We start from the raw sequence: 12,729 nt of genomic DNA on the forward strand, positions 1-12,729 counted from the left end.
TTATCGGATTTCTGGGCGAATAACCCTAACTTGCTGTGTTTTACCTGTAAGGAGCGGGTGGGTAATCACCCGTTAACCGCACTTGAGCTACATTTACGAAATGTCCGACTTGACGCAGTCTTTGCGCCGGGACTTGCCGGCGTCCATCGTCGTGTTCCTCATCGCCATCCCGCTGTCGCTCGGCATCGCCGCGGCATCCGGGGCCCCGCTCCTGGCGGGGTTGGTCGCCGCGGTCGTCGGCGGCATCGTCGCCGGAGCCCTGGGTGGCTCCGTCCTTCAGGTCAGCGGCCCCGCCGCCGGCCTGACCGTCATCGTGGCCGGTGCCGTCTCCGAATTCGGATTCGCCGGCACCGCCGCCATCGTCGCCATGGCCGGTCTGGTCCAGATCGTGCTCGGCGTCTCCCGCCTCGGCCGCGCGGCCCTGGCCCTCTCACCCGCCGTCGTGCACGGCATGCTGGCCGGCATCGGCCTGACCATCGCCCTCAGCCAGATCCACGTCATGCTCGGTGGCGCCGCACAGAGCGCCGCCTGGCAGAACCTGATCGACCTGCCGCAACAGATCGTGTCCCACCACGGCACCTCCGCCCTGCTGGGCGTCCTCACCGTGGCGATCCTGATCCTCTGGCCCCGTCTCGTCCGCTTCTCCCTGCTGCCGCCCGCGCTGGTGGCGGTGGCCTCGATGACCGTCCTCGCGATGTTCATCGGCGACGGCGTGGCCCGGGTCGACCTGCCCGACGACCCGCTGGCCGGCATGATCCGCCCGGTCTGGCCGGACGCCCCGATCCGCTCGATCTTCGTCGCCGTGATGACGATCGCCCTGGTCGCGAGCGTCGAATCACTACTCTCCGCGGTCGCGGTGGACCGGCTGCACAACGGGCCGCGCGCCAACCTCAACCGCGAGCTGGTCGGCCAGGGCGCCGCGAACACGCTCTCCGGCCTGCTCGGCGGCCTGCCGGTCACCGGAGTGATCGTGCGGAGCTCGACCAACGTGGCGGCCGGGGCGAAGACCCGCGCGTCCGCCATCCTGCACGGCGTGTGGATCGCGGCGTTCGTGCTGCTCTTCGCGAACGTGCTGGAGGCCATTCCGATGGCGGTGCTCGCCGCGGTGCTCATCGTGGTCGGGATCCGGCTGGTCAGCCTGGCCCAGATCCGCACCTACGCACGGCACCGGGAACTGCCCACGTACGTGGTGACCGCACTCGGCGTGCTCTTCGTCGACCTGCTCACCGGGGTGGCCCTCGGCATGGTGACCGCCGCCCTGATGATCCTCTGGCGGCTCACCCGCTCGGAGATCCACCGGACCGAGACCGCGCCCGGCAAGTGGCTGGTCACGATCACCGGCACCCTGGCGTTCGTCGAGTCGGCCCGGCTCACCCGGGAGTTCGGCGAACTGCCGCCCGAGGCGGACGTCGACGTCGAACTGCACCTCGACTACCTCGACCACGGTGCCTTCGAGACGATCCGGGAATGGAAGGAGGGGTACGAGCGGGCCGGCGGTCACGTCCAGATCCGCGAAGTGCACGACTCCTGGTTCCATCAAGCCACCTCGGGGCGGCTCGGCAGCGGCAAACGGTCGCCGCGGGTGCTCGGATCGTGGAGCCGCTGGCAGGACATGGACCAGCAGCGCCGGGACGCGATGGCGATCGGGATCGCGGAGTTCGAGCGTACGGTCGCGCCCCTGGTCCGCCCGCATCTGGCCACCCTGGCCCGGGAAGGACAGCGCCCGCAGCAGCTCTTCATCACCTGCGCGGACTCCCGGCTGGTCCCCAACATGATCACCGCGAGCGGTCCGGGTGACCTGTTCTGCGTCCGTAACGTCGGCAACATCGTGCCGGCGCACGGCACCGGGGACTCCTCGGTGGGGGCGGCGATCGAGTACGCCGTGGACGTTCTCGGCGTCGGCACCATCACGGTCTGCGGCCACTCCGGCTGCGGTGCGGTCCGGGCCCTGATGAACGGGGCCGCGCGGCCGGGCTCGGCGCTCGGCGAATGGCTGGAGCACTCGCACGTGGGCTTCACCGACGTGACCGACGAGGAGCGCTGCTGCACCGACAACGTGCTCAAGCAGCTGGCCAACCTGCGGACCTATCCGACCGTGCAGGACGCGGAGGCGGCCGGCCGTCTCCGGATCACCGGGATGTTCTTCGACCTGGCCGAGGCCCGGATGTACGAGATCGACCCGTTGCTGGGTGACGCGCGGCCGGTGTCGACGATCCCCGCCGCCTGATCCTTCTCCTCTCCAGGTGGGGAGTGCGCGTGCGCACTCCCCACCTTTCTGTTTCCGCCTTCGTCCGCGCTGTTTCCGCCCGGCCGCGCTGTTTCCGCCCTCGGCCGCTCATCCCACGCGTCCGCGCGTTGTTCGCCCGCTCGTTGTTCGTCCGTTCGTCCGTTCGTCCGTCCGTTCGTGCTTCGTCTGCTCGTGAGGGAGCGCACGTTGCAGGTCACCTGCGGCACGGAGAAAGGTAAGGGGCAGATCCCCCGAAGAATCCGAAAGGCCGAGCCATGCCGCTGCGTCCCGGAGCCCGGGCCTGGGCGGTGTGGGCCGCGGGCCTCGCCGCATACATCGTCGCTGTGCTGCACCGGACCTCCCTCGGCGTCGCCGGGCTGGACGCACAGGTCCGTTTCGACGTCGGCGCGAGTGCCCTGGCCGGGTTCGCCGTCCTGCAACTGCTCGTCTACGCCGCTCTACAGATCCCGGTCGGCCTGCTCCTCGACCGGTTCGGATCACTGCGCCTGGTGCTGGCCGGCGCGCTGTTCATGACCGCCGGGCAGACCCTGATGGCCTTCGCCGACGGGGTGACCGGCGCCGTGATCGCCCGGGTTCTGGTCGGCGCCGGCGACGCGATGACGTTCATCAGCGTGCTGCGCCTGGTGCCGCACTGGTTCCCCGCCCGGCAGGTGCCGGTGCTGACCCAGGTCACCGGCATCATGGGGCAGTTCGGTCAGCTGCTCTCGGCCGTGCCCCTCGCTGCTCTTCTCGCCGGACCCGGCTGGACCACCGCGTTCGCCGGTGCCGCCGGGGTCGGGGTCCTCGCCACCATCGTCATCTTCGTCGCGTTGCGCGACACCCCGGAACGCCGCTTCAACAGCGGTCCGCCGATCAGCTGGCAGCATCTCGGCGCGGAGGTCGGCGCGGCCTGGCGGCACCCGGGCACCCGTCTCGGTCTGTGGACCCACTTCACCACCCAGTTCACGGGCACGGTCTTCGCGCTGATGTGGGGTGTGCCGTTCCTGATCGCCGGCGAGGGTCTGACCCGCGGTCAGGCCAGTTCACTGCTCATCCTGTTCGTGGTGACCAGCATGGTGTCCGGCCCGTTCCTCGGCCTGCTCACCCAGCGGCACCCGCTCCGGCGCTCGTGGATGGTCCTCGGCATCGTCGCCCTCAACATGATCGCCTGGGCCGTGGTGATCGCCTGGCCCGGCCGCGCGCCGATGTCCCTGCTGATCGGTCTGGTGATCGCCATCGGGCTGGGCGGCCCCGGCTCGGTGATCGGGTTCGACTTCGCCCGCACCTTCAACCCACCGAGCCGCCTCGGCACCGCGACCGGGGTCGTCAACGTCGGCGGTTTCGTCGCGTCGCTGCTCGCGATCGAGTTGATCGGCCTGATCCTGGACGCCCGCACCGGCGGCAGTGCCGACTATCACATCTCCGATTTCCGGGCCGCGATGTCGGTGCAGTTCGCCGTCGCCGCCATCGGTGTCGCAGGCATTCTGCGGACCCGCCGCCTGGCCCGCCGCAAGATCACGGCGGAGGAGGGCATCGAGTTCCGCCCCCTCCGTCAGGTTCTGGTCGGTTTAACGACCGGCCGTGAGGTAAAGGCAGAGAGCTTGCGCGATGGAGAGGAGGCACATGACTGACCACGCGCAATCCCGGCTCCTGTCCGGTATCGACATTCCCAAGACCATCGCGGGAACGCTCGCCGCAGTCTCCGCAGCGGTGGTCGGATCCTTCCTCGGCGTCGCCGGCACCATCATCGGCGCCGCCGTGGCAAGCCTGATCAGCTCGGTGGGCACCGAGATCTACCACCGTTCGATCGACAAGGGCACCAAACGCCTGCAGAGTGCGTTCACCGCCGCGCCCGCCGCGGTGGGCACTCCCGAGGTGGTGGCTGCCGCCGACGTCTCACCGTCGTCGGCTCCGGTCTCCGGGGCGCCTGCTCCCGGGGCTTCCACTTCTCCGGATTCCACCGGCGGTGCCGTGGTGTCCGGGGCGGCCGCCGGCGGGGCCGTCCACTCCTCGGCATCCACCTCGACCGGGGTCACCAAGATCCGGTGGAAGCGGGTGGCACTGGTGGCGGGCGCGTTCTTCGTGCTGGGCATGGGCACGCTGACCGCGGCGGAACTGTTCGCGGGCCGTTCGGCGGCGGACGCCACGAGCGGACGGGACAGCGGGTCACCGACGATCCTCTTCCAGTCGGACTCGTCGGACTCGTCCGATCCCGGTTCCGGCTCGCCCGACGACGAGGAGACCACCCCGTCCCCGGACGAGACGACCACTCCGGCACCCGGCGACACCGCGGGGACGACGGAGACGGTCGAGCCCGGCACCGAGTCGACCACCGACCCGGACCCGGCGGAGACCGGCCCGACCGAGCAGCCGACCGAGGCCACCGAGCCGACCGAGGCTCCCGCCGAGGAGGAGACGTCCGACGGCGGTTCCGGCCAGGACCAGACCGACAGTGGAAGCGACACCGGCTCGACAGGTAGTGGTTCGAGCGGCGCCGACTCCAACTCCACCGACTCCGACTCCAACAGCTCCAACCGCTCCACCGGTTCGTCCGATTCCTCCGCCGAGAACTGACCTGCTTGATCACTAAGGAACGAACCACCCCGGGCCCGGCGGTGCCAGCACCCAGAATTGTTCACCTCTGGGCTGGCCCCGTCCGGGCCCGGCGGTGCCAGCACCCGGAATCGTCCACCTCTGGGCTGGTCCGTCCGGGCCCGGCGTCATCGTCCGGACTGATCCACTTTCAGGTCGGACATCGTTTCTCTGCATGAAGGGTGATTTCATGGACGCGAAGGACATCCTCATCGAGGCCCACGGGCGGCTGCCCGAGCTGGTGGAGACCGCCGTCCGCGGCCTCACTCCCGAGCAGCTCCGCTGGGCGCCCGCCCCGGGTGCGAACCCGATCGGCTGGCTGGTCTGGCACCTGACCCGGGTACAGGACCACCACCTGACCGACATGATCGACGGCACGGACCAGGTCTACCTGTCCGGCGGCTGGGCGCCCCGCTTCGGCTTGGAGCCCGAGCCCGACGACACCGGTTACGCGCACACGCCCGAGCAGGTCGCCGCGGTCGCTCCGGAATCCGACACCGTGCTCATCGACTACTACACGGCGGTCCACGAACGCACGGTCGGCTACCTCGAGTCCCTGACCGAACCCGACCTCGACCGCATCATCGACAAGGCGTGGGATCCCCCGGTGACGGTAGCCGTCCGCCTGGTCAGCGTCATCGACGACGACGCCCAGCACGCAGGCCAGGCCGCCTACGTCCGCGGCCTGCTCTGACCCGGAGGACACCGGCCCGCCGTCCGGATGACAGCAGGTGCCCCTCTCCCCCAAGCCGTTGCGGGGTTGAGGAGACGCCGGAGGAATTCATCAGGCGGACGGCGGTGCCGACCGGGTCAGCGTTCGGAGGCTGATCGCCGGGCCGCGCATCGCCGACCGCCCCTGACCGGCATCAGGCCGACGACGGCTCGGTGAGCGGCAACCGGACCAGGAAACGGGTGTCCCCCGGCGCCGACTCGACCGTGATGTCACCGCCGTGCCCGTTCGTCACGATCCGGTAGGAGATGTCGAGGCCGAGACCGGTCCCCTGCCCCACCGGCTTCGTGGTGAAGAACGGCTCGAAGACGCGTTTGCGCACCTCGGGTGTCATCCCCGGGCCGGTGTCCCGGAGCGAGACGAGCACATGATCGCCCTCGCGGGACGTGTGGATCGTCAGCGTGCCGGTGTGCTCCATCGCCTGGATCGCGTTGTCGATCAGGTTCGTCCACACCTGGTTCAGCTCGGCCGGGTGCGCCGGGATCTGCGGCAGGGAACGGTCGTACTCCTTCACCACGCGTACCCCGTCGCCGATCTTGTGGGACAGCATCACCAGGGTGCTGTCCAGGCCGGTGTGTACGTCGATCCACTGGTGCGCGGCCCGGTCCACGTGCGAGTACTGCTTGGCGGCGAGGACCAGCGACGACACCCGGCTGGTGGCGTCCTCGATGTCGCTCATCAGCTGTTCGGTCTCCAGGGCGTACCCGATCCAGTGGATCGCCTGATCGAGCAGTTCCGGCGAGGCCAGCCGGGATTCGATCTCGGCGAGGCAGTCCACGTCGATGCCACCCTGGGCGAAGACCGGGGCGACGTCCCAGGGCGCGGTGACCTCGCGGCTCTCCATCCAGTCGCCGAGTTCGTCCTCCAGGTCGGCGGTCTGCATCGCGGTCAGCACCGGGGCCTTCGCGGCCCGTTCGATGACCTCCTCCTGCAGTTCGAGGAGGGCCGTCAGCCGGTCCGGGGCGACCTTGCCGGCCGCCAGCTTGCCGAGCTTCATCCGCATCGCGGCGACCCGCTGACGCAGCGCACCGGTGGCCCGGGAGGCGGCCGCAGCCGGGTTGTTCAACTCGTGCATCAGGCCGGCGGAGAGCGCGCCGAGTGCCGCCAGCCGCTGGCGTTCCCCGATCGCCGCCTGCGAGCTGCGCATCCCGAGAGCGAGGCCCTCCAGCAGGTGGATGGCCATCGGGAACCAGTCGCGCATCAGGGCGCCGAAGTCGGCGGACGAGAGCACGAAGAACTCGCTGTCGGAGAGCGCCCGCATGGACTGCATGTAGGTGCGGGGCACCCCGTCGTCACGGATGTACGCCTGGGTGGCGCCCATGTAGACGCCGCGCTGCTCGGTGCGGTTGGTCTCCACGTCGTCGGCGCCGACCCGCCGGGTGAGCGCGATCGTCCCGCTGAGCAGCACGAAGAACTTCTCGGCCGGGTCGCCCTCGCGCAGTACCAGGCCACCGGCCGGGACCCGCATGGTGCAGCCGTGTGCGGCGATCCAGGCGAGCTGGTCGTCGGTGAGTTTCTCGAAGAGGAAGAGACCGCGCAGTTCCTCGGTGGTGAGCGCGCCCGGCTCGCACGGTTCGAGCCGGATCTCCTCGGTGTCGGGCATGGTTTACTCCGCTTCCAGGTAGCGATGGACCAGCGCGACGGCCATGGCTCCCTCGCCGACCGCCGAGGCCACCCGCTTGATCGAGTTGGCCCGGACGTCGCCGGCGGCGAAGATGCCGGGGACACTGCTCTCCAGATAGAACGGATCCCGGTCGCGATCCCATCCCCGCGGGCGTTCCCCGTTGGCGAGCAGATCCGAGCCGGTCCGGATGAATCCCTTCGCGTCGCGGGCCACCACGTCGCCGAGCCACTCGGTCCGCGGTTCCGCCCCGATGAACACGAAGAGATAACCGCATTCGACGGTGGCCTTCGTGCCGTCCTTGCTGTCACAGATGGTGATCGCCTGCAGGTGGCCGTCGCCGTGTGCCCCGACCACCTCGCACCGGGTCCGGATCGCGATGTTGTCGATCCGCGCGAGTTGCTGGATGAGGTAGTACGACATCGACGCCTCGAGGGAGTCGCCGCGGACGAGCAACGTGACCTTCCGGGCGTACCGGGAGAAGAAGAGCGCGGCCTGACCGGCGGAGTTCGCACCACCCACGATGTAGACGTCGGTGCCGGCGCACGCCGGTCCCTCGGTGGACGCCGAGCCGTAGAAGACCCCCGAACCGGTCAGCCCGGACACGCCGTCGGCGAGCAGCGGACGGTACGAGACGCCGGTCGAGAGCAGCACCGCCCGCGACGAGATCTCGCTGCCGTCGGAGAACATCAGGGTGTGCGCGGAGCCGTCGGTGCGCAGCCCGGTGACCTCCCGGGTGTTCAGCGTCTCGGCGGCGAACTTGTCGGCCTGCCGGCGTGCCCGGTCGGTGAGCTGGGCGCCGGAGATGCCGTCCGGGAAACCCAGGTAGTTCTCGATCCGGGAACTCTGGCCGGCCTGCCCGCCGACCGCCTGCCGTTCCACCAGCAGCGTCTTGAGACCCTCCGATCCGCCGTAGACCGCGGCGCCCAGACCGGCCGGGCCGCCGCCCACGATGACCAGATCGTAGAAGTCCCGGTCCGGGCTGGTGGACAGGCCGGCTGCCTGGGCCACCTCCTGCACGGTCGGCCGGACCAGCGCCCGCCCGTCGGCGGTCACCACCAGCGGGATCGCCTCCGGCCCGGCGTCGGCCGCCTCCATCAGGCGGCGTCCCTCCGGCTCGTCGGCGCCGAAGTAGCGGTACGGGACCAGGTTGCGCGCCAGGAAGTCGCGGATCTGGAACGACGGCTCGCTCCACCGGTGGCCGACGACCCGGATGTCCGGCATCTCCTTGTCACCGGTCGCCTGCCACGCGTCGAGCAGCGCGTCCAGCACCGGGTAGAGCTTCTCCTCCGGCGGGTCCCAGGGCTTGAGCAGGTAGTGGTCGACGTCGACCACGTTGATCGCCTGGATGGCGGCGTCGGTGTCCGCGTACGCGGTGAGCAGCGCCCGCCGCGCGTGCGGGAACAGGTCCATCGCCTGCTCGAGGAACTCGATGCCGTTCATCTGCGGCATCCGGTAGTCGGCGAGCATCACGGCCACCCGGCCGCCGCGCAGTTTCAGCTCACGCAGCGCGTCGAGCGCCTCGGATGCCGAAGAGGCCCGGACGATCCGGTACCTGTCGCCGTAACGGCGGCGCAGGTCGCGCGCGATGGCCCGGGAGACGGAGGGGTCGTCGTCGACGGTCAGGATCGCGGGGTGTCCCATGCTTGAAAGTCCTCAGCTCTCGGGGTGGCGTTCCAGATATCCGGCCACGAACGGGCAGGTGGCGACGACCGGCAGGGAACGGGACCGGGCGTCGCCGAGGGCGGCCGCGGCGAGCCGGCTCGCGAGCCCTCGGCCGGAGAAGGCCTGATCGATCTCGGTGTGCAGCAGTTCGAGCCGGTCGTCGTGCCGGACGTAGTGCAGGAACCCGGCCACCTCACCGCCGAGCAGCACCTCGTAGCGCCGGCTCTCGAAGCTGTCGACCACCACCGCCTCGGCCGGGTCGGCCGCACCGACCTGGGCGCTGCCCTCCACCCGCAGCTTGCGGCGGGCCCGCTCGTAGAACGAGGTGCGACCGAACCTGATCACCTGGGCGGCGGCCGGCAGCGGCTGGATCTCGAGCCGGGCGCCGGGTTCGGCGTAGCCCTCGATGATCCCGTCGACCTCGATGGCGAGCCGCCCGCTGGTCGGCAGCACGTCCAGGGCGACGTGTTCGGAGGTGTCCAGCACCAGGGACCGGTTGAACGACGAGTGCGCGGCGGCGGCACTGACGATCAGGGCCTCCACGTTCGGCGAGACGATCGGACCACCGGCCGAGAAGCTGTACGCCGTCGACCCGGTCGGCGTGGAGACCATCACCGCGTCGGCCGCGTAGTTGACGAACCCGCGGCCCTCGACCCGGATCCCGACCGCGGCGAGACCGTGTCCCGGCACCCGGACCAGTGCGATGTCGTTGAACGCGGTGACCGTCTTGCCGTCCGGCAGTTCCACCCGCACCGCGGTCCGCGACTCGACCGTGTAACGGTGCTCGTCGATCGCCGACAGCGACTCGGGCAGGTCCGGCAGGTCCACCTCGGCGAGGAAGCCGAGCCGTCCCACGTTCACCCCGAGCACCGGCGTCTTCCGTCCCTCGACCAGCCGCATCGTACGCAGCATGGTCCCGTCACCGCCCAGGCTGACCAGCAGCCCGGCCCGTTCCACCATCTCGTCGGCGGAGACCGGCACCGCGTTGCAGTCGATCCGGGTGATCTCCTCGGGCAGTCCGAGGACGGTCACGTCCCGGTCGGCCGCCCAGCGCACGATGGTGTCGACCGCCGACCCGCAGTCCCGCCGCGGATGCAGCACCAGTCCCACTACTCTCACCATGCCCATGGCCGTCAGCCTTGCACGCGACGATGAAATCGGCGAGAACCGCCCGTCACCGGCGGTCGGCGAGGGCCAGGAACCGGTCGGGGACGTCCTCGTACGACCGCAGGCGCCAGCCGGAACCGTCCAGCAGCGGCCCCAGTCGTTCCTCGCTGAGCGGCTCGCCCGGTCGCAGCGTGCGCCCGTGCCGCGCGGCCAGCTCGGCCCGCCCGGTCGGGTGGAAGATCACCAGCGTGCCGCCGGGACGGGTGGCCCGGGCCAGTTCGGCCAGGCCGGCCGCGGGGTCGGGCAGGTGGTGGACCAGTCCGGCGGCGAAGATCACATCGGCGCTGCCGGCACCGACCGGCAGCCGGCGGGCGTCGGCCACCGCCAGGGTGGCGTAGTCGCCGCGGCCGGCCTTGCGGGCCGCGTCCAGCATGTCCGGGGTGATGTCGAACCCGAACACCCGGCCGGCCGGCCCGACCGCGGTGGCCAGTGGGGGCAGCGCCCGGCCGGTGCCGCAGCCGACGTCCAGCACGACCTGCCCCGGGCGGACGCCGGCCAGCCGAACGGCTTCGGTGTATCGCGGGATGTCGTCGCCGAACCTGCTGTCCCAGCCCGCGGCCCGGGCGGTGAAGAACGCCCGGCTCTCCGACAGATACCACCGGTCGGGGTCGGCGAGGTCGGGGTGCAGGTGCCGGATCACCGGCCACTCCGGGTCCCGGTGGTCGATCACCACCTGGGCGCGGCGCTCGCCGTCGCCCTCGGCGAACCGGTGCCGGGGGCCGCCGCGCAGGTAGACCAGGACCCGGTCGGTGGCCGGCTCGAGCACGTTGAGCGCGGAGTCGAAGCCACCGCGGCCGGGGCCGCTCAGACCGAGGACCGCGTCGACGCTCCAGGCCCGCGCGGCCGGCGGGAAGGCGGCGGCCAGCCGGGCGGCGAACACCGCGGCGGCGCCGGGATCACCTCCGTCCACGATCACGGTGAGGGGGGCCCGCGGCGCCAGCACCTCGGCTAGCAATGCGGTGACTTCGGCGATGCGTTCCGGCACGCCCACAGCATGCCGGGACGGGTGTGACCCGCGCAACGCCTGGTTTTTAGACTGTTTTGTCCGCCAACCACTCCGGTGCGAGCAGCGCCCAGATCTCGGTGTCCCGACGGCGTCCCTGCCAGGGGTACGACTCCCGCTTGCGTCCCTCGGCGGTCATCCCGAGCCGGCGGGCCACGTTCGCACTGGCCGTGTTGTCCGGATCGCACAGCCACTCGACCCGGTGCATGCCCCGCTCCCGGATCGCCCAGTCGATCAGGACCCGGACCGCCGTGGTGATCAGTCCGCGGCCGGTGCCGGCCGGCTCCAGCCAGCAGCCGACCTCGCAGTTGCCGGAGCCGGTGTCGAACGAGGTGAACATCGTGCCGCCGACCAGGGTGCCGTCCAGCCAGATGCCGAACAGGCCACCGGTGTCCGCGGCACGCTTGTCCGCGTACCGCTGGAGGGTCGCCGTGGCACTCGGCAGGTCGGTGCTGACACTCGCCCACGGAATCCACGGGTCGACGGTGGCCCGGGCGCGGTCCATGTGTTCCAGAAACTCGACGGCGTTCCACGGTTCCAGCGGGCGCAGCTCGGCGCCCCCACCCAGAGAGATCGAGAACATGCGCGAAGCCTAGGACCTAGGGGCGAAAGGCCGTACATGACCGGGCGTGTACCGGGCACGATGAAATCATGAGCGAACAAGCACGGGCATTGGCTCAAGCGGCGGACGCGGCCCGGTTCGCCCCCTCCATCCACAACACCCAGCCGTGGCGCTGGGTGGTCCGGGGCGACCGTCTGGAGCTGCACGGCGTCGCCGAGCGGCAACTGCGCGAACAGGACCCGGACGGCCGGATGCTGCTGCTGAGCTGCGGGACCGCCCTGCACCACGCCCGGGTGGCGCTGACCGCCGAGGGCTGGGAGCACGAGGTGGAGCGGCCGGCCGGCGACCCGATCGCGGTGATCCGGATCACCGGACGGCAGCCGGCGCCCGCGGAGGCCACCCGGCACTTCCAGATGCTGCGGGTGCGGCGCACCGACCGGCGGATCGTCACCGACGAGACCGTTCCCGAGGAGACGCTGCGCCACCTGGTGACCGAGACCGAACAGGGTGGCGCCGCGCTGCACCTGCTCGGCGCCGACCAGGTCCTGGAGCTGGCGGCGGCCGTCGACCGGGCGCAGAAGGCCGAGGACACCGACGAGCGGCTGCGCGCCGAACTGGCGACCTGGGTGGGCGGCGAACGCCCGGACGGCACCGGCATCCCGGCCTCGGTACTGCCCGAGGAGGTCCCGCTCTCCACCGTCGCCGAACGCGATTTCCAGACCAGCGGGACACTCAAGGCCGGCGAGGGGCACGGCCGGGGTGCGGCCTACGGCGTTCTCTACGGTACGGGTGACGAAGCCGCCGACTGGTTGCGCGGCGGCGAGGCGCTGAGCCGCCTCTGGCTGGCCGCCACCGAGAAGGCCGTCAACCTGCTCCCGCTGAGCGGTCCGGTGGAGATCCCGTTCACCCGCCACGAGCTGCGCCGCATGCTGGGTGGCATCGGCCACCCGTTCCTGGCCCTGCGCCTGGGGGTGCTCGACCCGGCCGAGTCGGCCCCGCCGCACACCCCCCGCCTCGACACCGACCAGGTCATCGAGGTCGTCGCCTAGCCGCTGGACACCTTTCGCAGTCAGGGTCTGCCTCTGTGGTGATTTCGGGCGCTCAGCACGCCCGAATTCACCACACCCACAACAGCGTGGTGATTTGGGGCGTCCAGCGCGCC

The 12,729-nt window shown here is 70.8% G+C and carries 10 protein-coding genes; 5 read left to right on the top strand and 5 right to left on the bottom strand.

The genetic code is table 11. The features are described 5' to 3' along the window. Positions 1-100 precede the first annotated feature (100 nt). The 4 genes from WH85_RS24295 (at position 101) to WH85_RS24310 (ending at position 5,513) form a co-directional block, all read left to right on the top strand. Positions 101-2,227, top strand: a complete 2,127-nt coding sequence (locus WH85_RS24295) for a SulP family inorganic anion transporter (RefSeq protein ID WP_045744281.1) — start codon at positions 101-103, stop codon at positions 2,225-2,227. A gap of 275 nt (positions 2,228-2,502) precedes the next feature. Continuing rightward, complete coding sequence (locus WH85_RS24300) at positions 2,503-3,858, top strand: MFS transporter (RefSeq protein ID WP_045744282.1); 1,356 nt, start codon at positions 2,503-2,505, stop codon at positions 3,856-3,858. After that, positions 3,851-4,801 (top strand): hypothetical protein, encoded by a 951-nt coding sequence (locus WH85_RS24305; RefSeq protein ID WP_045744283.1) that lies wholly within the window; start codon positions 3,851-3,853, stop codon positions 4,799-4,801. Before WH85_RS24300 ends, WH85_RS24305 begins: the two co-directional genes overlap by 8 nt. Positions 4,802-5,009: 208 nt before the next feature. After that, a complete protein-coding gene (locus WH85_RS24310) occupies positions 5,010-5,513 on the top strand; it encodes a mycothiol transferase (RefSeq protein WP_083449225.1) in 504 nt (167 codons plus the stop codon). Positions 5,514-5,685: 172 nt separating this feature from the next. Here WH85_RS24310 and WH85_RS24315 read toward each other — a convergent pair whose 3' ends face one another. From WH85_RS24315 to WH85_RS24335, 5 genes are all read right to left on the bottom strand, one after another. After that, the gene (locus tag WH85_RS24315) at positions 5,686-7,152 is read right to left on the bottom strand and encodes an ATP-binding protein (RefSeq protein ID WP_045744285.1); all 1,467 of its coding nucleotides are present in this window, start codon (positions 7,150-7,152) and stop codon (positions 5,686-5,688) included. A gap of 3 nt (positions 7,153-7,155) precedes the next feature. Beyond that, positions 7,156-8,814 (bottom strand): NAD(P)/FAD-dependent oxidoreductase, encoded by a 1,659-nt coding sequence (locus WH85_RS24320; RefSeq protein WP_045744286.1) that lies wholly within the window; start codon positions 8,812-8,814, stop codon positions 7,156-7,158. Positions 8,815-8,826: 12 nt separating this feature from the next. Further along, positions 8,827-9,945: an NAD(+)/NADH kinase gene (locus WH85_RS24325; protein ID WP_245674072.1), complete on the bottom strand. Its 1,119-nt coding sequence runs from the start codon at positions 9,943-9,945 to the stop codon at positions 8,827-8,829. A 64-nt stretch (positions 9,946-10,009) separates the two neighbouring features. After that, entirely contained in the window at positions 10,010-10,987 is a 978-nt protein-coding gene (locus tag WH85_RS24330; protein WP_045744306.1) for a class I SAM-dependent methyltransferase, read from the bottom strand. A gap of 46 nt (positions 10,988-11,033) precedes the next feature. Beyond that, positions 11,034-11,588 (bottom strand): GNAT family N-acetyltransferase, encoded by a 555-nt coding sequence (locus tag WH85_RS24335; RefSeq protein ID WP_045744288.1) that lies wholly within the window; start codon positions 11,586-11,588, stop codon positions 11,034-11,036. Positions 11,589-11,656: 68 nt separating this feature from the next. Here WH85_RS24335 and WH85_RS24340 point away from each other — a divergent pair, with 68 nt between their 5' ends. Then, positions 11,657-12,616 (top strand): Acg family FMN-binding oxidoreductase, encoded by a 960-nt coding sequence (locus WH85_RS24340; protein ID WP_045744289.1) that lies wholly within the window; start codon positions 11,657-11,659, stop codon positions 12,614-12,616. Positions 12,617-12,729 lie beyond the last annotated feature (113 nt).

The sequence above is a fragment of the Actinoplanes rectilineatus genome, from assembly GCF_000962825.1.
Taxonomy (GTDB): Bacteria; Actinomycetota; Actinomycetes; order Mycobacteriales; family Micromonosporaceae; genus Actinoplanes; species Actinoplanes rectilineatus.